The sequence below is a fragment of the Bradyrhizobium sp. CCBAU 53338 genome (genome assembly GCF_015291665.1).
GTDB lineage: Bacteria > Pseudomonadota > Alphaproteobacteria > Rhizobiales > Xanthobacteraceae > Bradyrhizobium.
In genome coordinates this window covers 1508780-1530195 of record NZ_CP030048.1, presented here as the reverse complement: position 1 = coordinate 1530195, position 21416 = coordinate 1508780, and the positions used below count along the sequence as shown (strand labels likewise).

The following is a 21416-nucleotide window of genomic DNA, read 5'->3' as shown; positions in this document are numbered from 1 at the left end:
CCTGCAGCTAGTGCGTCAGTTCCTTCATCGCATTCTCCAGACCTTCGATCGTGATCGGGTACATGCGGTTGGCGAAGATCCGTTTGATGATGGTGGTGGATTCCGAATAGTCCCAGTGCTTCTGCGCGACCGGATTGAGCCACACAGTATGCGGATAGGTGCGAATGATGCGGTCGAGCCAGACCGAGCCGGGCTCCTCGTTGACGTGCTCGACCGAGCCGCCCGGCACCATGATCTCGTAAGGCGACATCGAGGCATCGCCGACGAACACGACCTTGTAGTCGTGCGGGTATTTGTGCAGCACGTCCCAGGTCGGCGTACGATCGGTGAAGCGGCGCTTGTTCTGCTTCCACACGCCTTCATAGAGGCAGTTGTGGAAGTAGAAATACTCCATGTGCTTGAACTCGCTCTTCGCCGCCGAGAACAGCTCCTCGACCTGCTCGATATGCGAATCCATGGACCCGCCGATGTCGAAGAACACCAGGAGCTTCACCGCATTGCGCCGTTCGGGGCGCATGTGAACGTCGAGATAGCCGTGATTGGCGGTCTCGCGAATGGTGGTGTCGAGATCGAGTTCGTCAGGCGCGCCGGTACGCGCGAATTTGCGCAGGCGCCGCAACGCCACCTTGATGTTGCGGATGCCGAGCTCGACATTGCCGTCGAGATCCTTGAACTCGCGCTTGTCCCACACCTTCACGGCGCGGTTGTTGCGGTTCTTCTCCTGGCCGATGCGAACGCCTTCGGGATTGTAGCCGTGCGCGCCGAACGGCGAGGTGCCGGCGGTGCCGATCCATTTCGAGCCGCCCTGGTGCCGGCCCTTCTGTTCCTCGAGGCGCTTCTTCAAGGTCTCCATGAGCTTGTCCCAGCCCATGGCCTCGATCTGCTTCTTCTCCTCCTCGCTGAGGTATTTCTCGGCGAGCTTCTTCAGCCACTCCTCGGGGATCTCCGCCTTCTCCATGGCGTCGAGCAGGCTTTCCAGCCCCTTGAACACCGTGCCGAACACGCGGTCGAACTTGTCGAGATTGCGCTCGTCCTTCACCAGCGAGGTGCGCGACAGATAGTAGAAATTCTCGACCGAATAGTCCGACAGATCAGCGTCGAGCGCCTCCATCAGCGTGAGGTATTCGCGCAGCGTCACGGGGACCTGCGCATCGCGCAGAGAAGTGAAGAATTGCAGGAACATGGATGACAGATTGCCCGTCGGGGGGCGAACGTCAAGGGGCGGAGGGCAGCGCCGGGCGCTGGACCGGGAGGCTATTTGCTCTAGAATTGAGGGCGTCACAGGTTTGTTTTGGGGACGTTTGCAATGGGAATTATCGCAGCGCTCATCATTGGTGCGATAGCCGGCTGGCTGGCCGGCAAGATTGTCCACGGGGCGGGATTTGGGCTGATCGGCAACATCGTCGTCGGCATCATCGGCGCGCTGGTGGCCGGCTGGGTGCTGCCCCAACTGCACATCGAGCTCGCCACCGGCACGATCGGCGCCATCGTGGATGCCACGATCGGCGCGGTGATTGTGCTGGTCATCCTTTCGCTGATAAGACGGGTCTGAAAGCCTGACCGAACCAGGAGCGGGTGCCGCGTGCGGCCGCTCCCCTGTCGCGACCGGGGCGCTCTCCCGGCCGACGACCAACAAGGACGCGCAATGAAATTTACGGGCACCAAGGACTATGTTGCGACCGACGATCTCAAGGTCGCCGTCAATGCCTCGATCGTGCTGGAGCGCCCGCTCCTCATCAAGGGCGAGCCCGGCACCGGCAAGACTGTTCTGGCCGAGGAAGTGGCGAAGGCGCTGAACGCACCGCTGCTGACCTGGCACATCAAGTCCACCACCAAGGCGCAGCAGGGCCTCTACGAATACGACGCGGTGTCGCGCCTGCGCGACAGCCAGCTCGGCGATGCGCGCGTCTCGGATATCAAGAACTACATCAAGCGCGGCAAGCTGTGGGAAGCCTTCACCGCCGAGCAGCGCCCGGTGCTGCTGATCGACGAAATCGACAAGGCCGACATCGAATTTCCGAACGATCTGCTGCTCGAGCTCGACCGCATGGAGTTCCATGTCTACGAGACCGGCGAGACCATCAAGGCCAAGCAGCGCCCGATCATGATGATCACCTCGAACAACGAGAAGGAGCTGCCGGACGCCTTCCTGCGCCGCTGCTTCTTCCACTACATCAAGTTTCCGGACGCCGACACGATGGGCCGCATCGTCGACGTCCACTTCCCCGGCATCAAGAAGCGCCTGGTCGAGGAGGCGCTGCGCATCTTCTTCGAGGTGCGCGAGGTGCCCGGCCTGAAGAAGAAGCCGTCGACCTCGGAGCTGCTCGACTGGCTCAAGCTGCTGCTCAACGAGGACATGAGCGTCGAGCAGCTGCGCGAGCGCGACCCGCGCAAGCTGATCCCGCCGCTGCACGGCGCGCTGCTCAAGAACGAGCAGGACGTGCATCTGTTCGAGCGACTGGCATTCTTGAGCCGACGTGAAGTGTAAGGGCGAGCGCTCCTGCGGTCGCACGTCGCTGCAGCCACACTGACGGTGTCATGCCCCGGCTTGACCGGGGCATCCGGTACGCCGCGGCTTCTCGATTCAATCACAACAAGCTCTGGAACAATGGATCGCCCGGTCCTGGTGCGCAATTGCGCGCTGGCCGCACGGATGACAGTAAGGGGTGCGCAGACACATCTTCGCGTCCTCGCGGCGCATCTCGCCCGAGCTTTGCTTCGTCTGTCGCACCCTCTTCGAACGGAGGGCGCAGGGAAGGCCGGGTGCCGGCTGGCACCCACGGTCCGCTGTGCGCATGTAGCGCAATGAGAAATGCACAGCGGCATACAGGTGAAGCCGAACACACGGCCTTCCCTGCGCAGTGGTCGGACGGCTTATGCCGTGCTCTCCCGGGAGCCGAATTCCTTCTGGCCTCCCTCGTCCTTGCGAAATTCACCGGCACCACGCCGGTTGACGCGCATGCCGCCTTCGCAAGAGCTTGACCGTAGCAACGACGGTCAGGACCACACGGTTTTGCCGTACGCGTTCAGCGCCGTCCGTCCACACGACGATTTGGGCTCACGGAGAGCAATCCGCCCTGCCCTTCACCGTCCGTGCCGACGCTGCCGCGTCCACCGCAACCCGGCCCGCGTTTCGAACGACTCGCGAACCGCCCCTCATCAACGGGCCGGGCTGTTTCGAGTTATGCCGCAATTCCGAATTTCGGTAAAGTGGAATATTTTTGCGGGGAAGGATTGACGCGCGGCGGGGTGTTTTGCCCGACGGGCAAATCCGAATGAAGTTGGCAGGGTGGGTTGGCGCCAGCGTAACCCACCTCTCTCGTTTCCGCGATGAGAGACGCGGTGGATTACGCTAGCCGACTGCGCTTTGCGCAGCCGCAAGCTAACCCACCCGACGAAATCTTAAGCCACCACGGCGTCGGGAATACGCACGGCTTCCATTGGGGCCTTGCCGCGAATGAGGTCCGAGGCGCGGTCGGCGATCATCATGGTGGAGGCGTTCAAATTCGCCGAGATCATGCGCGGCATGACCGAGGCGTCGATCACGCGGAGGCCTTCGAGACCGTGGACGCGGAGTTGGTCGTCGACCACGGCCCACGATGAATCCGCCGGGCCCATGCGGCAGGTGCAGCCGGGGTGGAACGTCGTGGTGCCGCGCTCGGTGGCGGCATGCAGGAATTCGTCGTCGGTGTTGACGTTCGGGCCGGGGAAATCCTCGTAGGCGTAATAGGGCGACAGCGGCGCGCTCTTCAGCAGGTTGCGCGCGAGCTTCATGCCGCCGACGATGACGCGGCGGTCGAGTTCGGCATCGAGATAATTGGTCTGGATGATCGGCGCCGCGAACGGATCATTCGAGCGGATGCGGACATAGCCACGGCTCTCCGGGCGCTGCTGCCAGGAGGCCACCGTCATGCCGGGCTCGTCCTCGAGCTGGCCCTGCACGCCTTCCTTGTAAGAGGCCGGCGTGAAAGTGAGCTGGAGGTCGGAGCTGTCGGCGCTCTCGCCCGAGTGCCAGAAGCAATAGACCATGGTCGGCGACAGCGAGAGCAGGCCGCGGCGGGCGGTCGCCCATTTCAGCGCCTCGATCCACAGCGAGAAGCCGCGGCGAAGCTCGTTGATGGTCTTGATGTCCTTGACGCGCGCCACGGTGCGCGGGGCGTAATGATCCTGCAGGCCTTCGCCGACCGGCAGCGCGTGACGCACCTGGATGCCGTGGGCATTGAGCAGATCGGGCGAGCCGACGCCGGAGAGCTGCAAGAGCTGCGGCGAATTATAGGTGCCGCCGGAGAGGATCACTTCCTTGTTGGCGCGCACCTCCACCGGCGTGCCGCCGCGACCGCCCTTGGTGTAGCGCACGCCGACGGCGCGCTTGCCCTCGAAGATGATCTCGGTCGCATGCGCGTGCGTGTGCACGTGCACGTTCGGCCGCTTCATCGCAGGCTTCAGGAACGCGGTCGAGCCGGAGACGCGCAGGCCCTTGTCGATGGTGCGCTGGCAGTAGGAAACGCCCTCCTGCTTCGCGCCGTTGTAATCGGGATTACGGGGAATGCCGAGCGAGACCGCGCCTTCCATGAAGGCTTCGCAGAGCGGATCGCGCCAGTCCATCGTCGTGACGGTGAGATTACCGTCGCGCCCGCGAAAGGTGCTGTCGCCCTCGCCGACCCGTTTCTCCAGCCGCTTGAAGTAAGGCAGCACATCGGCATAGCCCCAGCCGCGATTGCCCATCTGCGCCCAGGTATCGAAATCCATGCGCTGGCCGCGATTGTAGATGTGGCCGTTGATCGAGGACGAGCCGCCGAGCGTCTTGCCGCGCGGCGCATAGATGCTGCGTCCGCCGGTATAGGGCCCGACCTCCTGCTGGTAGGCCCAGTTGATGCTCTTCATGTGGAAGGTCTTGATGAAACCCGCCGGCAGATGGATGTAGGGGTGCCAGTCGGAGGGTCCCGCCTCGAGCACGCAGACGCTGACGTTCGGGTCTTCGCTGAGCCTGGAAGTGAGGATGCAACCGGCGGAGCCCGCGCCGATGATCACATAATCAAATCTATCCATGATGCCTCGGCCGCCCCTAGCGTGGCTTTTCGTTGAGTTGATAGTTCAGATGTGCCTTCACCGTCGGCCATTCGGCGGCCGTGATGCTGTAGACGACGGTATCGCGCAGCGTGCCGTTCGGCGCGACCTGGTGGCTGCGCAGAATGCCGTCCTGCCTGGCGCCGAGACGCTCGATGGCGCGGCGGCTCTGGTGGTTGAAGAAATGCGTACGGAATTCCACGGCGATGCAGTTCAGCGTCTCGAAGGCGTGGGTCAGCAGCAGCAGCTTGCACTGTGTGTTCAGCGGCCCGCGCTGCGCGCTCTTGCCATACCAGGTCGAGCCGATCTCGACGCGGCGATTGGCAGCATCGATGTTCATGTAGGTGGTCTGTCCCACGATCTTGCCGCCGGCGTCGAACACGGTGAACGGCAGCATCGAGCCCGCAGCCTGGAGGCCAAGACGTCGGTCGATCTCCTTGGCCACGTTCTCCGGCGTCGGGATCGCGGTATACCAGATCGTGTAGAGCTCGCCGTCCTTCACGGCCTCCATCAGGCCATCGCGATGCTCTTTCGACAGCGGCTCGAGACGGGCATGCTGTCCGCGCAGGGTGACGGGATCGGGCCAAGGCATTGAGGTTGTCTCCAAGAAAACGACTGATCGTCATTCCGGGGCGACGCGAAGCGGCGAGCCCGGAATCCATATCCACGTGCCGGAGTTATGGATTCCAGGCCTGCGTGCCTGCGCACGCATCCCGGAATGACGGCGGAATTTGTACAGCACGTTCAGAATGCCGGCTCAACACATTCTCACTTATTCAAAAAATTCAACGGCAAACCGCTGCGCGGCCAGTCCATGGCGACGAGTTCGCCCTTGCCTGACAGCGTGATGTAGGCGGTCTTCAGCTCGGGGCCGCCGAAGGCGATGTTGGTGGTGACGCGGTCGCCGGTCGGGACCTGCTCGACCAGGGTGCCGTCGGGCGCGATCACCGAGATGCAGCCGGAGACGAGGGTCGCGACACAGACGTTGCCGCCTGCTTCCACCGCGAGCGAGTCGAACATCTGATAGCCGCCGAGGCCGCAGATCGGCTTGCCCCGCTCGCCGCGATAGATCACGTCGCGCGGCTTGAGCGTGCCGGGCGCGGAGAGCTCATAGGCCCAGAGCCGCGCCGTCGGCGTCTCCGCGATGTAGACGGTGTTTTCGTCCGGCGAGAGACCAATGCCGTTGGCCGGCAGTATGCCGTGCACGACCTCGACGATGTCAGTCATGCCGGGCTTGAGATAGTACATGCCGCCGACATCCATCTCGCGGGCGCGGCGCTTGCCGAGGTCGGAGAACCACAGGCCGCCGTGCTTGTCGAAGACCAGATCGTTCGGACCGCGCAGATCGTGCTCGCCGCATTTGGTCACGACGGTCTCGACCTTGCCGGATTGAAGGTCGACTCGCTGGATCGAGCCGCCGAGATAGTCCTCGGGCTGCGGACCCGGCATGATCATGTTGCGGGTCGGAATCCAGGAGAATCCGCCATTGTTGCAGATGTAGATTTTTCCGTCGGGACCGAGCGCCGCACCGTTCGGGCCACCCGGCACTTTCGCCACGATCTCCTTGCGACCGTCGGGATGAACGCGGGTCAGGCGCTGGCCGCGGATTTCCACCAGCACCACCGAACCATCCGGCATCACCACCGGGCCTTCGGGAAATTCGAGGTCGGTGGCGAGAACGCGGATGTCAGACATTGGGGACCCTCCCGGCTGCTTGTTATGGCTTGCTCGGGATGTCCGGCACGGGCCCCGCTGGCAAGTTTTGCCAGCGGTTATGACAAAGTCGATCTCCCTTGCCAAGCAAGCGGGATGGTATGCCAGCGTTGCGCGCTACTCCCTGACCGGTATCCAAATCTCGAAGCCGCCATTGCCGGTCACCGGATCGAACTTCTCGTCATAGCGCTCGAAGTTCGGCGCATCCGCTGCCTTGTAGCCCGAGGCCGGCAGCCATTGATTCCAGATCGTGTTGACGGTGCGCCTGATCGAGGCGACGTGGTCGGCGTGGGTGAACACCGCGTAGCGCTGCTCGGGGATGCGGATGCGGCCGAAGCGGCGCGCGAGGTCGGAGAAATCGGCGACCTCGACACCGGCGATGTAGTCGAAATTGCCGGAATCATCGCCGTTGCAGCAGACGCCGTAAGCCACGTTGCCGACGCGCTCGGGAATGTCGGCGACCTCCTGGTGGAAGCGGTGCCACAGGCCCGGAATGGCCGCGCCGTTGTCGCAGGCGATGCGCTCGGCGAGGCCGGCGACGAGGAAGGCTTTTGCGGTTTCGAAACGCGGGGCGTCGAGATTGTCGAGCATGGAGGACTCCATCAGGATCGGCTCCTGAAGCTTGAGCTGGCCGGTGCACGTCGCCGCCCTCACCGCTTCGGGCGTGGTGCCGAACTGGTCGCGGAACGCGCGGGTGAATGCTTCGTGCGAGCCGTAGTCTGCCTCCAGCGCCAGCGACAGAATGTCCGGCGCGCCCCTGGCAAGGCTGCGCGCCGCTTCACTCAGCCGGCGTGCCCGCACGTAGCGCATCACCGGGAGACCGGTGGCTGCGGCAAACGCTCGCACCATGTGGAACCGCGACACGCCACCGATCGCCGCGATCTCGTCGAGCGTCATCGGCTCGGCCAGATGGCTTTCGATGTACCAGAGCGCACGCTGGGCTGGGTTCATGGGTTAGGGCTCTCGTTCGAAGCAAGGCCGGTCTAGACGATCACGAGATGCCCCGTTTGATCGGCGTTGCGGTCAAACGTTACTTGTCCTTCGCATCCTTCGGCGGCGGCGCGTCCTGCTTTTTCTTCAAATCCTCGGCCGTCTTTGCCTGCGCCGCCTGGAGATCGCCGATCGTCTTTTGCAAACTCGTGAGCGCCACCTTCAGTGCATCTATCTGCCTGATGGCAGCATCGAGCTTCTGCTGGTGATCGAGGTTGAGTTTTGTGATGGTCTTCTGGAGGAAATCGACGTTGCTCTGCAGGCAGCTGGTGCGCCGCTCCATCGTCTTTTCGACCGTGCAGATCTCGATGCCGGGGACGTCCTGCGCACGCACCGGCGTGTGCGCGACGAGAGGTAACATAGCGAAACAAGCAGCAGCGATCCGGCGCGGCATTCAGGTTCCTCATCAAATCGATCACGGCAATGTGCGCCGATGGCGCACAGCCGCTCGAGGCTACCACATTGGCACCGCATTCTCGCGGTGAGCTTGGGCCGTTCCCTCGGACGGGGAGCATTAAACCGTGCGCGGAAAAAGTGGGCGCTCTTTCCGTGGCTTTGATTAGGGGAGATTTCTGGAATGGCAACGCGCGAAAGACGTCTGGCGGAATTCGATGGCGCCGGAGAACCGCCGCCTGGCCTGCCACTCGAAGTGCTGTGCGAGGACCACAGCGGGACGTATCAACTGCCGTTTGCCTGCCGTTATGTCGAGGGACGCTGGCAGAACCACGAGGCCGGCATCGCGGTGGAAGCCACCGTCATCGGCTGGCGACGGCCGCGTTTGAAACACTCGGCCTGAAGGCCGCCTCTGTCTCATAATGCAACGGGGCCGCGCTCCGCCTTAACGAATGGAACGCGGCCCGAACGAATCACGTCCGAATCGGCTTGATGGCCCCGTACGCGGCTGTTCACGGCTAGATGTCGACAAGGCGTCGCCGAGGCGCACAATATCTGCGCGGCCCAAGATCGGCCCTCGGCCAATACCTTCGGCAAAAGTTAACGTTGGCAAAGACATAGAGGCCGGCGAGGTGGCCTGATGCCAGCGCCCCGGAAACAGGCAAGGCGCCGCGTCGCCTGCCTAATATTCGACCTCGAGCTCCTCGATCTCGGCCGGCTCTTCCCTCGCCGCCGCGATCCACTCCTTCATCTCGGGCATGGCCATGATGGTATCGGCATAGGCCTTCAGCCGCGGCTCGAGCTTGACGTCATAGGTGACGAAGCGCGTCACCACGGGGGCGTACATCGCATCCGCCATGGTGCGCTTCTCGCCGAACAGGAACGGCCCGCCTGATTTCGCCAGGCATTCGCGCCAGATCGACCAGACGCGGTCGATGTCGGCCTGCGCGCGCGACCAGATCTTGAAGCCGGGGAAATGCCCCTTCAGATTGACCGGCAGCGAGGCGCGCAGCGTCGTGAAGCCGGAATGGATTTCGCCTGAGATCGAGCGGCAATGCGCGCGTTGCACGCGATCATCAGGCAGCAGCCCTGCGTCCGGCATCGCCTCGTTGAGATATTCGGCGATCGCGAGCGTATCCCATACCGTGGCGCCGTCATGCCGCAGGCAGGGCACCAGGATCGAGGACGACAGCAGCAGGATTTCGGCGCGCGCGGAGGCATCGTCCGGCGCCGTGATGATCTCCTCGAAATCGAGCCCGGAGAACTTCGTCAGCAGCCAGCCACGCAGCGACCAGGACGAGTAGTTCTTGCTGCTGATGGTCAGTGTCGCCTTCGCCATAGGGCCCTTCCCTCACGTTTCCGGCCAAACGCGCAGCAAGCGACGTGCCAATTCCAGGGGCGGCCACCGCCTGTCTGGCTCCGATATTGCATGGCGGCAGCGGACAGGTGGGCGCTTCAGTATGATGTCGATGTATTATCAGGCTTTTCAGAATCAGATGGACCTGACAGCGCCATGGCGGGCCGGAGCCTCGTCCGCGCTGAAATTCCTCAATCTGGTACCGCAGGGCATGTCGGACCAGGTCGTCGGCCGGCTCTCGGCAGCGCTGGAGCTGATCTCGCGCTCCACCCTCACCTATGACCGGCCGGCCTACGGCATCGACAGCGTGATGGTCGGCAACCGCGCGGTCGGCGTCACCGAGGAGATCGCCTACGCCACACCGTTCGGCTCGCTGCTGCATTTCAAAAAGGACGGCGTCAGCGAGCAGCCGCGCATGCTGCTGGTGGCGCCGATGTCCGGCCATTTCGCAACGCTCCTGCGCGGCACCGTGAAGACACTGCTGCAGGATCACGACGTCTACATCACCGACTGGCACAATCCGCGCGACATTCCGCGCAGCGAGGGCCGCTTCGGACTCGACGACTACACCGAGCACCTGATCGACTTCCTCGGCCAGCTCGGGCCGCGCCCGCACATGGTGGCGATCTGCCAGCCGTCGGTCTCGGCGCTCGCGGCCGCCGCGATCATGTGCGAGGGCAATCATCCCTCGCGGCCGGCGACGCTGACGCTGATGGCGGGTCCGATCGACACACGCATCCAGCCGACCAAGGTCAACGACTTCGCGAAAAGCAAGCCGATCGAATGGTTCGAGCGCAACCTGATCAACTACGTGCCGGTGCAGTGCCGTGGCGCGCTGCGAAAGGTCTATCCCGGCTTCGTGCAGCTCACCGCCTTTGTCTCGATGAATCTCGAGCGCCACATCAAGCAGCACATGGATCTCGCCAACCACATCGCCAAGGGCGAGACGGAGAAGGCGGCGAGCATCAAGACCTTCTACGACGAGTATTTCGCGGTGATGGATCTGCCGGCCGAGTTCTACATCGAGACCGTGCGCGACGTTTTCCAGGAGCACCTGCTGCCGCAGGGCAAGCTGATGCATCGCGGCCGCCCCGTCGACACCAGGGCCGTCGGCCGCATGGGCCTGATGACGGTCGAGGGCGAGAAGGACGACATCTGCTCGATCGGCCAGACGCTCGCGGCGCAGGACCTCTGCACCGGCGTCCGCGCCTATCGCCGGGTCCATCACATGCAGGCCGGCGTCGGCCATTACGGCGTATTCTCCGGCAAACGCTGGAACAACGAGATCTACCCGCTGCTGCGGGATTTCGTGCACGTGAACTCGTAGAGCGCAATCGCCTCAGGCCGACCACTCCTCGCCCCAGACCTGCACGACGTGGCCGGGCGACACTTCGCGATATTGCCGGGCCGGCGGCTGATAGTCGGGCGCGCGCACCGGGCTTCTGATCTCGTCGTTGGCGACCTCGCGCTTGCTGCCGCGGCGCGCGGGATCCGGCACCGGCACCGCCGCCATCAGCTTCTTCGTATAGGGATGTTGCGGATTGCCGAACACGGATGCGCGCGGGCCGATCTCGACGATCTCGCCGAGATACATCACGGCGACGCGGTGGCTCATGCGCTCGACCACGGCGATATCGTGGGAGATGAAGAGATAGGCGAGGCCCATGCTGGCCTGCAGGTCGAGCATGAGGTTCACGACCTGCGCCTTGACCGAAACGTCGAGCGCGGAGACCGCCTCGTCCGCGACGATCAGCTTCGGTCCGAGCGCCAGCGCGCGTGCGATGCAGATGCGCTGGCGCTGACCGCCGGAGAATTCATGCGGAAAGCGCGCGGCCATGTCGGCGGTGAGGCCGACGCGTACGAGCAGGTCGGCGACGTTCTCACGCGCCTGCGCAGCGGTGGCGAGGCCATTGGCGAGCAGCGGGGCTGCGATCGCCGTTCCCACCGACATCCGCGGATTGAGGCTCGCGAACGGATCCTGAAACACGATCTGCATGTGCCTGCGGAAGTCGCGCAAGGTGCGGCCGGTCATGGCGAGCACGTCATGGCCGTCGATCAGGACGGTGCCGGCGTCGGGCTCCGTCAGCTTGAGGATCGAGCGGCCCGTGGTCGACTTGCCGCAGCCGGACTCGCCGACCAGCGCCAGCGTTTCGCCCGCGCGCAAGGTGAAGGAGATGTTCTCGACCGCGTGGACGCGACCCGAGACCTTGCCGAACAGGCCCGATCGGATCGGGAAGCGCGTGGTGAGATTCGAGACCTCGAGCAGCGGCCGCTCGACAGTCGAGACCGTATCAGGCGTTTCAGCCGGCTCGTCGGAGGTGCCCGTCACCTTGTCGACGATGGGAAAGCGCATCGGGCGTGGGCGGCCGTCCATCGAGCCGAGCCGCGGCACGGCCGCGAGCAGTGCGCGCGTATAGGGATGCGAGGGCGCGGCAAAGATGCGCGCGGTCGCATCGGTCTCTACCGCCTGCCCGCCATACATCACGACCGTGCGGTCGGCGATCTCGGCGACCACGCCCATGTCGTGGGTGATGAAGAGGATCGACATCCCCTCCTCCTGCTGAAGCTCCTTCAAGAGCTCCAGGATCTGGGCCTGGATGGTGACGTCGAGCGCGGTGGTCGGCTCGTCCGCGATCAGGAGTTTTGGTTTGCAGGCCAATGCCATCGCGATCATCACGCGCTGGCGCATGCCGCCGGAAAAGCGATGCGGATGCTCGTGAAAGCGCGACTTCGCCGCGGGAATGCGCACACGGTCGAGCAGCCGAATGGTCTCAGCCTCCGCCGCCGCGCGCGACAGACCGCGGTGCTGGATCAGCGCTTCCGCGATCTGGAAGCCGATCGTGAGTACCGGATTGAGGCTCGTCATCGGCTCCTGGAAAATCATCGCGACGTCGTTGCCGCGGATGTCCTTCATGGTCGTTTCGGGGAGCGCGAGGAGATCGCGGCCGGCGAGCGTGATGCAGCCCTCGCTACGGCCACTCTCCTTCGGAAGGAGCCGCATGATCGACAGCGCGGTGACGCTCTTGCCCGACCCGGACTCGCCGACGATCGCCACGGTTTCGCGCGGCGCGATGTCGAAGGAGATGCTGCGAACGACGGGAATCCATTGCCCATCGCGCAGGAAAGACGTGGTAAGGTCCGAGACCGTCAGCACGGGCGACTGTGCCTCCGCGACGACTTGGTCGGGTCTCGTTGCGCCGATGCTCATTAGTAACCCCGTTTGCGATCAACCAGCCCCGGCAGCTCCTCGCCGCGGCGGTGACGCGCGATGACGTCCAGCACGAAATCGACCGCGGTATCCGGGCTCGTCATGCTGGCATTGTGCGGGGTCAGCAGGATGCGCGGATGGCTCCAGAACGGATGGCCTGATGGCAGCGGCTCGGGATCGGTGACATCAAGCACCGCGCCGGACAAAGCACCACTGTCGAGGGCGGCGAGGAAATCGGCCTCGACGAGATGCGGGCCGCGTCCGACACTGACGAGCCCCGCCCCACGCGGGAGGCGCGCGAACAGATCTGCGTTGAGGATGCCGCGGGTCTCGTCGGTCAGCGGCAGCAGGCAAACGAGGATGTCGGCTTGCGCGAGAAATTCCGGCAAGGTGTCCGCGCCCGCGTAACAGATCACGCCCTCGATCTCGCGCGGCGATCGATTCCAGCCTGATAGCGGAAAGTCGAATCCTCTGAGCCGTTCGAGCACGGCCTGCCCGAGCTGACCGAGCCCCATCACGCCGACGCGCCGGCGCTTGGCCGGCGTGATCCGGATCTCGCGCCAGACTTGTTCCTTCTGCTGATGGATGAAGTGCAGGAGGTCGCGATGCAGGCCCAGCACCGCCATCGTGACGTATTCCACCATGGTCTCGGCAATGCCGGGCTCCAGCATGCGTACGAGCGGAATGTGCGCCGGGAGTTTCGTTGCATCGAATTGGTCGACGCCGGCTCCAACCGAGAAGACCAGTTCGACGTTTGGAAAGGTCGCCGCGATGTCCTCCGGCGGCACCCACGCCACGAGATAGCGCACGTCGGCGGGATCGCCGATGTCAGGCCAGAGCCGGAACGGCACTTGCGGCGCGCGCTCGGCGAAGAAGGTCGCCCACTCCGCCCCGCGCAACATGTTGGCTTTGTAGAGGACGCTCATGCAGCCCTCAGAACGGGCTGACCGGCGCGAGCCGGCGCCCGTCGATCATGCGCTTGTGGCTGTAGGCGGCAGGATCTACCAGTGGCGTCGCGTTGGTGACGATGTCGGCGGCGAGCTTGCCGGCCGCGGGACCGATGCCGAAGCCATGGCCGGAGAAGCCGGTCGCGAGGAAGAAGCCCGGCAATGCATCGACCGGCGAGATCACCGGGATCGTATCCGGCGTGCAGTCGATGGTGCCGCCCCAGGCTTCCGCAATCTCGATGTCCTTCAGCTCCGGATTCGCCTTGATCAGCGAAGCCATCGCGGCATTGACCAGCGACATGTCGGGCGCGGGATCGCGCACGCGCTCGGTCTCGAACGGCGACGGCTTGTCGAAGCTCCAGCCGGTGCCGCGCACGATCTGATCGAAGAACGACTTGCCGACCGACAATTTCAATCCGTTCTTGCGATGCAAATAGGTCGGCCAGAACGTGCGCGCATAGCGGAACAGGTCCGGCGACAGTTCGACCGTACCGCGATTGCGCAGCGCCAGCGTGAAGCCGCCGTCGAGGCGGCGGCGGATGCAATAGAGATCGGTGCCGAGTGCGCCCGAGGTGATCTCCGGCGCCGGCGTGGTTCGGCATGCAGTCGCATTGACGAGACCGATCGGCAGCTCGATGCCATGACGGCGGCAGAACAGCGACGACCAGGCGCCGCCCGACAGCAGCACGGCTTGGGTTTTGATGGCGCCCTTCTCGGTGACGACGGCGCTGACCTTTCCGCCCGAGGTCTCCAGCCCGCGCGCGGCGCAGCCCTGGTGGATGGTGACGCCATGCTTTCGCGCAGCGGTGGCGAGCGCAGGCACGGCCATCGACGGCTCCGCACGTCCATCGCTCGGCGTGTGCAGGCCGCCGACCCATTTGTCGGTATTCCCGGGCATGCGCTCGGCGACTTCGGCCGGCGTCAGCACAGTCGAGTGCACCTGCATCTCGCGCGCGACCGCGGCCCAGCGCTCCCAGCTCGCGAGCTCGTCCTTGCTCTTGGTCAGGAACAACACGCCGGTACGGCGGAAGCCCGCATCGACACCGGCGTCGTTCTGCATGTCCTCCCAAAGCCGCAGCGCTTCGCGCGCCAGCGGAATCTCTTCGCGCGCGCGGCCCTGCTGGCGGCACCAGCCCCAATTGCGGCTCGACTGCTCGCCGCCGACATGGCCCTTCTCGACCAGCGCGACGGAGAGACCCTTCCTGGCGAGATGATAGGCCGCGGAGACGCCGATGACGCCGCCGCCGATGACGACGACATCCGCCTGCGCCGGCAGGCGTTCGTCGCTGTTTATACGGTTGAGCGGCGGGGACATGATGCACTCCTGCAGATCAGTTCGAGGCTTTTCGTCATGGGATGTTCATCCGCGGATCGAGCGCATCGCGCAGGCCGTCACCGAGGAAGTTGAAGCTCGTCACCGCGAGCGTGATGGCGACACCCGGCGCGATCGCAAGCCAGGGCGCGCTGGTGAGATAGATCTGCGCGTTGTTGAGCATGTTGCCCAGGCTCGCGGCCGGCGGCTGGATGCCGTAGCCGAGATAGCTGAGATAGGATTCCAGCAAAATCGCCTTGGCGACGTTGAGCGTCGCCGCCACCAGGATCGGCGCCATCGCATTGGGCACGAGCTCGCGGAACATGATCCGCAGGTTCGACGAGCCGAAGGCCAGGGCTGCCACCGCGAACTCGCGCTCCCGCAGCGAGCGCACCTGGGCCTCGACGACGCGGGCCACCCACATCCAGGCGGTCGCCGCGATCAGCACGGTGGTGGTGACGAAACCGGGCTCGGTGAGCGCGGCCAGCGCCAGCAGCAGGAAGATGGTCGGAAAGCACAGCACGGCATCGACGAGCCGCATGAGGACTGCACCGACCACACCGCCATAGAAGCCGGCGAAGGCGCCGACGACGATGCCGACCACCATCGCGATCACCATGGCGACGAAGCCGATCGACAGCGAGACACGCGCCCCCATCATCAACCGCGCCAGCACGTCGCGGCCGAGTTCGTCGGTGCCGAGGATGTGCGCGCCCGAGAACGGCGGCGCGAAACGCTTCAGGATGTCGATATAGGTGTCGTCGAACGGCAGGAGATAAGGACCGAACGCCGAGCCGAGCACGAGGACGACGATAATTACGGCGCCGGCGAGAGCGAGCCGATGCCGGCAGAAGCGTCGCCAGGCGCCCTGGCCAGGTGTGGGTTGAGCGGCGGACAGGACTGCGGTCGCCATCGCTTCAGCTCACCCGGATACGTGGATCGACGACGGCATAGAGGATGTCGGCCATCAGCGAGCCGATCAGCACCATCGTCGCCGAGAACATCAGGATGCCCATCACCACGGGATAATCGCGATAGCCGATCGAATCCAGGAACAGCCGGCCCATGCCGGGCCAGGTGAACACGGTCTCCGCGACCAGCGCGCCGCCGAGCAGCGTCGGAAACTGCAGGCCCGCGACCGTGATCATCGGCAGCAGCGCGTTGCGCAGCGCATGCACCGTGAGGATGCGCCATTCCGGCATGCCCTTGGCACGCGCGGTGCGGATGTAGTCCTGGTTGATGACCTCGAGCATGGAGGAGCGCATGAAGCGGCCCCACATCGCGGTCTCGACCAGCGCCAGCACCATGGCCGGCGCGATCAGATGATGCAGCAGGTCGAGGAAGGAGCCGTCGCCGACGGTTTCGCGGTTGCCGGCCGGCAGCCAGCCGAGCGTCACAGAGAAGACGTAGATGGTGACGAGGCCGAACCAGAAGGTCGGGATCGACAGCGCGATCATGGCGCCGACGGTGGCGAGCGAATCGAACAACGAATATCGGCGGAGCGCACCCAATATGCCGATCCAGCAGCCGAGCAGCACGGCGATGATGGTCGCCGTCGTCATCAACTCCAGCGTGGCGCCGAGATGCGAGGAGATCACCGACAGCACCGCCTCGCCGTCGCGATAGGACTTGCCCCAATCACCTTTCAACATGCGGCCGAACCAGTCGAGATACTGGATCGGCAGCGGCCGATCGAGCCCGAGCTGCTTGCTGACGCGGTCGAGATCCTCCTGCGTCATCTGCGCCGAGGCCGCGAATTGCGACAGCGGACCGCCGGGCGCCAGATGCAGGAGAGCGAAGCCGATCGCGGAGACGATCACCAGCAGTATCACCGCCTGCGCCAGGCGATTGAGGACGTAACGGGCCATCTCAGGCGATCCAGCCGGCCTGAGGCATCAGGCCCAGTACCATTCGCGCATGTTCCAGCAATTGGTCGATGTGTTGATGTTGGGGCGGAAGCCTTGCAGCCCCTCCTTCACGCCTTCGGCGATGAAGCCCTGGAACAGCGGCAGGATCGCAAGGTCGTTGCGGATCAGCTTCTGCAGGTCGCCATAGGTGGTCTTGCGCTGCGCTATATCGAATTGCCTGGCGCCTTGCGCGAGCAGCCGATCAGCCTCCGCGCTCTGGTATTGATAAGTGTTGTAACCGCGGCCGCCCTTGGCGGGAATCGCGCCGGAGCCGAACCGTGGCGTCACGTCGGGATCGCTGCCCAGCATGAAGTTCACGCCCACGATCACCGAATTGAACTTCGACTGCTGCCAGAAGTCGCCCCAGATCACGGCGGCCGGCATGTTGTTGACGCGCATGCTCGCGCCGATCGCGCGCCAGTCCTGGATCAGGAGCTGCTGGGTCTGCTCGCGCACTGCGTTGCCTGCGGTCGTCGAGTTGGTGAATTCGAGCTTCACGCCGCCCTTCTCGCGCACGCCGCTGGAGCCACGGGCCCACCCCGCGGCATCGAGCAGCGCGTTGGCCCTGGTCGGATCGTATTTGTGCTGCGGCAGACCCTGCTGGAACGACCACGCCTGCTGCGGCACGAAACTCTCGGTCTGCGTCGGCAGGCCGTAGTTCAGCGCATCGATGATCGCCTGCTTGTTGATGGCGAGGTAGAGCGCCTCGCGCACCGTGCGGTCGGCGAACGGGCCGAATTCCAGATTGGGCGCGATATGCTCCACCGAGGAGGTCGAGGAGACGAATATCTTGCGACCCTTCAGCGTCTTCGCCTCCTGCACGAAGTTCGGCAAAATGCCCTGCAGGCCGGTGTAGTCGACTTGACCCGTGCGGAACTGGGTGTAGAGGACGGTGAGGTCAGGAATGTATTTGAAGACCACGCGTTCGACGTAAGGTCCCTTGCCGTGATAGCCGGTGTGGGCATTGAGCAGGATATGGTCGCCGGGCACGCGCTCGCCCCAGCGGAACGGCCCGGTGCCGACAGGCGCGTTGTGGAACGGCGACGAATTCGGGTCGGATACCTTCTCGAGGATGTGCTTGGGCACGATGAAGGTGAGCGACAGGATCGACATATAGGGCGAATAGGGAGCTTCCATTCGCCAATGGATCTCGTCGGGCGCGACGACCGTGATGTCCTTGACCAGGCTGTGGCCGACGCGATTGCGGACGCGGAAGTCGGGATTGTTGATCAGATCGAGCGAGAACTTGACGTCATCTGCCGTGAAGGCCGTGCCGTCGTGCCACTTCACGTCCTTGCGCAGCTTGATCTTCCAGGTCAGGCCGTCGGCCGACAGGCCGCCGTTCTCGACCGTCGGGACTTCGCTCGCGAGGTCGGGCACGAACTTGCCGTCGGGATCGATGAACCAGAGCGGCGAGAACACCTGCCACCAGACGCCCTGGTCGACTTCGATGCCGGGCATCAAGGGATGAAAGACGGTCGGCTCCTGCGACAATGCGGCGATCACTTGCCCGCGCGGCTTGTCCGGCGGAATGCCCGGACGCTCGGTCTGCGCAAAGGCGCTGCCCGAAAGCGTCCATCCCGCGGCGGCACCGGCGCCAAGCTGGAAGAATTGTCGGCGATTTGGAATGCCGGGATGATGCAGTCCGCCAACGCTGAACTTGCCGGTGTCATCTGCCATGACCAGTCTCCGTTCCCGCACGCGGCACCTCTCCCGCGCCCCAGGACCCCGGCAAAGGGACAGGAGTGGGCTTTAGTGCTTCTAAATTTTTCAGCCAAAAGTTCATCATGACTAAATACAGCTGTCAATCAGATTGCTAGGATGCGCGACCTTTTCACTCCGCCGCCGGCCAATCCGGCGGCGCGGAAATGCTTGGGAGAGCGACATGGATGGTCGCGGCGACACTGACGGTCCGAAGGATACCCCGACGATCGAAACCGACGATGCTGTCGACCAGCGCCTCGGCGAGACCGTGCGGCTGCTGCGCCAGCGCGCGGGTCTCTCGATCCAGGACGTCGCCAACAAGACCGGCCTCTCCAACGGCATGATCAGCCAGCTCGAACGCGCGCGCGCGATGCCGTCGATCCGCACGCTGCGCCTGCTCAGCATCGCGCTCGACGTGCCGATCTCCTATTTCTTCGAGACCAGCGATCCCGCCGCCGATGTGCAGCGCTACATCGTGCGCAAGAACAACAGGCGCCTGCTGCGCCTCACCGCCAGCGGCGTCGTCAAGGAAGCGCTGACGCCGGAAGGCAAGGGCCAGATGGAGCTCTACGAGCTGACGCTCAACCCCGGCGCCTCCTCGGGCACCGACTTCCTCCAGCACACCGGCGAGAAGGCCGGCTACATCCTCTCCGGCAGCCTCCGCCTGTGGCTCGACAACCAGGCCCACGTGCTGGAAGCGGGCGACAGTTTTCGTTTCCCGAGCATCGTGCCGCACATGTTCGACAACCCGACCCAGCAGGCGGCACGGGTGATTTGGGTCACGACCCTGCGCCAAACCGATTCGCCACCAGGTTGACGCCCTCGGAATATCTCGCCCAGATAGCGCCGGAATTTGCCCTCGACGCCGCCGCAGGGAGTCTGTAGCTCACAGGGAGCCGGACTCGTGCGACTGGGCGGATGGTTGAGGGTCCGCGGCTGACGTCGGTGGTACGAGAGCATGAAACTCAGGGGGCTTCTGACATCAGCAATGGCCGCGCAGGCCGTCGTGACCGCCGTGGCTCTCTCCGCCTCCTATGCCGTGACCGGACCCGGATTCGGCGTTGCCCAGTTCGTTGCCCTGCTTGCAAGTGCGGCCGCTGCGGTGCTGCTTGCGCGCCTTTGCGCCGGCAGCATCGCGACATCACGGAACAAGCACTTCGACGCGCAATTGGCCGAGCAGCTGCAGGCACGCGCGGACAGCGCGCAGATGACGCAAGCCGTCATCAAGACCGCGCTCGACGCCTTCGTGCAGACCGACGAGCGCGGCATCGTGCTGGAGTGGAGCCTCCAGGCCGAAGCCCTGACCGGATGGTCGCGGGCCGAGGCGATCGGCGCCGACGTCGTCGAGTTGCTCGTCGCCGAGCCGCTGCGATCGGGCTTCAGACAACGCATGATGAGAATATTGCCGGAATTGTCCGACACCCCGATCGGTATCCGCTTCGAGGCGAGCCTCGTGCACCGCAACGGCGACGAGATCCTGATCGAGGCGTCGAGCACAGCGCTCCGCCTCGGTGGCCGCACCATCATCAACGTTTTCGTCAAGGACATCACGCAGAAGCGCGCCGCAGAGGAGCAGCTGATTCAATCCCAGAAGATGGAAGCAGTCGGCCAGCTCACCGGCGGCATCGCGCATGAATTCAACAACATGCTCACGGTGATCACGGGCACGATCGAGATCCTCGCCGACGCCGTGAAGGACGATCCGCGGCTCGCCACCATCGCCAAGCTGATCAGCGAGGCCGCCGATCGCGGCGCGGCGCTGACCTCGAGCCTGCTCTCCTTTGCGCGCAAGCAGGCGCTGCATCCGGCCGAGATCGACGTCAACGATTTGCTCGAGGAGCTTTCAAAGCTGCTGCTGGCGACCTTCGACAAGAAGATCGAGATCGTGCGGAAGTTCGACGGCAATATCTGGCTCGCCTTCGCCGACCGCGGGCAACTCTCCTCCGCGCTGCTCAACCTCGCGATCAATGCCCGCGACGCGATGCCTCTGGGCGGCCGCCTGATGCTGACGACGCGCAACGTGGTGTTCGGAGTGCGCGAAGCCGTCGCAGTCGGCGCCGGATATCCCGGCGACTATGTCGAGATCGAGATCGGCGACACCGGCACTGGCATTCCGCAGGCGATCGTCGAGCGCATCTTCGATCCGTTCTTCTCGACCAAGGAGGTCGGCAAGGGCACCGGCCTCGGGCTCAGCATGGTGTTCGGCTTCGTCAAACAGTCGGGCGGCGGCATCAAGGTCAGATCCGAGGAAGGCCGCGGCACGATCTTCGCGATCTATCTGCCGAAGGCCGAAACCAGCGCCCTTCGCCCCGCGAGCTATGATGCGCGCAAGATCGTCGGCGGAACGGAGACCATCCTCTGCGTCGAGGACGACCGCGACGTCCGCCATTACGTCACGGTGCAGCTCGAAAGCCTCGGCTACAAGGTCATCCCCGCCGCCAACGCCGCCGAAGCGCTTGCGATCGCGGCCGACGGCACGCCATTCGACCTGTTGTTCACCGACATCGTGATGGGCGGCGGCATCAACGGGCGCGAGCTCGCCGACCGGATGGTGGCCGCGCGGCCGTCGCTCAGGGTGCTGTTCACGTCGGGCTACGCACACGACTCCCAGCACGCGCCGGGCGGCGCCACCATGGGCGCACCGCTGTTGACAAAGCCATACCGCAAGGCCGAGCTTGCACGCATGCTGCGCCGCTCGCTCGACACCGCCGTCGATGCCGCGGGCGATGCGATCCCGACGCCCTATTCGGTGCAGGCCGAGGTCGAGGGCTTCTTGCGCAAACAGACGAGCGACGATCGCGGGAACGAATGACCGCCG

Annotated in this window: 19 protein-coding genes; 6 read left to right on the top strand and 13 right to left on the bottom strand. The window is 64.5% G+C overall.

All coding sequences use genetic code 11. The features are described from left to right. Positions 1-7: 7 nt before the first annotated feature. Positions 8-1183 carry a VWA domain-containing protein gene (locus XH90_RS07310; RefSeq protein ID WP_194479932.1) on the bottom strand — a complete coding sequence of 392 codons (1176 nt, stop codon included), beginning with the start codon at positions 1181-1183 and terminating at the stop codon, positions 8-10. 123 nt (positions 1184-1306) lie between these two features. Between XH90_RS07310 and XH90_RS07305 the strand changes: the two genes are divergently transcribed. Both XH90_RS07305 and XH90_RS07300 read left to right on the top strand, forming a co-directional pair. Beyond that, positions 1307-1552, top strand: a complete 246-nt coding sequence (locus tag XH90_RS07305; RefSeq protein ID WP_194479930.1) for a GlsB/YeaQ/YmgE family stress response membrane protein — start codon at positions 1307-1309, stop codon at positions 1550-1552. A 93-nt stretch (positions 1553-1645) separates the two neighbouring features. Continuing rightward, positions 1646-2488, top strand: a complete 843-nt coding sequence (locus tag XH90_RS07300) for a MoxR family ATPase (RefSeq protein WP_008140272.1) — start codon at positions 1646-1648, stop codon at positions 2486-2488. 914 nt (positions 2489-3402) lie between these two features. Here XH90_RS07300 and XH90_RS07295 read toward each other — a convergent pair. The 5 genes from XH90_RS07295 to XH90_RS07275 form a co-directional block, all read right to left on the bottom strand. Further along, positions 3403-5049: a GMC family oxidoreductase gene (locus tag XH90_RS07295; protein WP_194479928.1), complete on the bottom strand. Its 1647-nt coding sequence runs from the start codon at positions 5047-5049 to the stop codon at positions 3403-3405. Between the two features lie 16 nt (positions 5050-5065). Beyond that, positions 5066-5659 (bottom strand): GNAT family N-acetyltransferase, encoded by a 594-nt coding sequence (locus XH90_RS07290; protein ID WP_194479926.1) that lies wholly within the window; start codon positions 5657-5659, stop codon positions 5066-5068. A gap of 176 nt (positions 5660-5835) precedes the next feature. Beyond that, positions 5836-6762, bottom strand: coding sequence for an SMP-30/gluconolactonase/LRE family protein (locus tag XH90_RS07285; protein ID WP_194479924.1), 927 nt, complete (start codon positions 6760-6762; stop codon positions 5836-5838). A gap of 135 nt (positions 6763-6897) precedes the next feature. Continuing rightward, positions 6898-7731 carry an AraC family transcriptional regulator gene (locus XH90_RS07280; protein WP_194479923.1) on the bottom strand — a complete coding sequence of 278 codons (834 nt, stop codon included), beginning with the start codon at positions 7729-7731 and terminating at the stop codon, positions 6898-6900. A 79-nt stretch (positions 7732-7810) separates the two neighbouring features. Further along, positions 7811-8164, bottom strand: coding sequence for a hypothetical protein (locus XH90_RS07275; protein WP_371748326.1), 354 nt, complete (start codon positions 8162-8164; stop codon positions 7811-7813). 183 nt (positions 8165-8347) lie between these two features. On the opposite strand from XH90_RS07275, the gene XH90_RS07270 reads away from it, so the two are divergent. Continuing rightward, positions 8348-8566 carry a hypothetical protein gene (locus XH90_RS07270; protein ID WP_194479921.1) on the top strand — a complete coding sequence of 73 codons (219 nt, stop codon included), beginning with the start codon at positions 8348-8350 and terminating at the stop codon, positions 8564-8566. Positions 8567-8845: 279 nt separating this feature from the next. Here XH90_RS07270 and XH90_RS07265 read toward each other — a convergent pair whose 3' ends face one another. Then, on the bottom strand, positions 8846-9502 hold the full coding sequence (locus XH90_RS07265) for a glutathione S-transferase family protein (RefSeq protein ID WP_194479919.1): 657 nt from the start codon (positions 9500-9502) through the stop codon (positions 8846-8848). 121 nt (positions 9503-9623) lie between these two features. Here XH90_RS07265 and XH90_RS07260 point away from each other — a divergent pair, with 121 nt between their 5' ends. Then, positions 9624-10847, top strand: a complete 1224-nt coding sequence (locus tag XH90_RS07260) for a polyhydroxyalkanoate depolymerase (RefSeq protein ID WP_194479918.1) — start codon at positions 9624-9626, stop codon at positions 10845-10847. A gap of 12 nt (positions 10848-10859) precedes the next feature. On the opposite strand, the gene XH90_RS07255 is transcribed toward XH90_RS07260, so the two are convergent. From XH90_RS07255 to XH90_RS07230, 6 genes are read right to left on the bottom strand one after another with little or no spacing between them, the layout of a single operon-like run. Continuing rightward, positions 10860-12728, bottom strand: coding sequence for an ABC transporter ATP-binding protein (locus XH90_RS07255; protein ID WP_194479916.1), 1869 nt, complete (start codon positions 12726-12728; stop codon positions 10860-10862). Beyond that, on the bottom strand, positions 12728-13654 hold the full coding sequence (locus XH90_RS07250) for a glyoxylate/hydroxypyruvate reductase A (protein WP_194479914.1): 927 nt from the start codon (positions 13652-13654) through the stop codon (positions 12728-12730). Before XH90_RS07250 ends, XH90_RS07255 begins: the two co-directional genes overlap by 1 nt. A 7-nt stretch (positions 13655-13661) precedes the next feature. Next, on the bottom strand, positions 13662-14990 hold the full coding sequence (locus XH90_RS07245; RefSeq protein ID WP_194479913.1) for an FAD-binding oxidoreductase: 1329 nt from the start codon (positions 14988-14990) through the stop codon (positions 13662-13664). Positions 14991-15024: 34 nt separating this feature from the next. Further along, positions 15025-15900, bottom strand: a complete 876-nt coding sequence (locus XH90_RS07240) for an ABC transporter permease (RefSeq protein ID WP_194479911.1) — start codon at positions 15898-15900, stop codon at positions 15025-15027. 4 nt (positions 15901-15904) lie between these two features. After that, positions 15905-16855, bottom strand: a complete 951-nt coding sequence (locus tag XH90_RS07235; protein ID WP_194479910.1) for an ABC transporter permease — start codon at positions 16853-16855, stop codon at positions 15905-15907. 27 nt (positions 16856-16882) lie between these two features. Beyond that, positions 16883-18574 (bottom strand): peptide ABC transporter substrate-binding protein, encoded by a 1692-nt coding sequence (locus XH90_RS07230; RefSeq protein WP_194479909.1) that lies wholly within the window; start codon positions 18572-18574, stop codon positions 16883-16885. Positions 18575-18779: 205 nt separating this feature from the next. On the opposite strand from XH90_RS07230, the gene XH90_RS07225 reads away from it, so the two are divergent. Then, positions 18780-19415, top strand: a complete 636-nt coding sequence (locus tag XH90_RS07225) for a cupin domain-containing protein (protein ID WP_194479908.1) — start codon at positions 18780-18782, stop codon at positions 19413-19415. Positions 19416-19556: 141 nt separating this feature from the next. Further along, positions 19557-21410, top strand: a complete 1854-nt coding sequence (locus XH90_RS07220; RefSeq protein ID WP_194479906.1) for an ATP-binding protein — start codon at positions 19557-19559, stop codon at positions 21408-21410. The last annotated feature ends 6 nt before the right edge of the window (positions 21411-21416 follow it).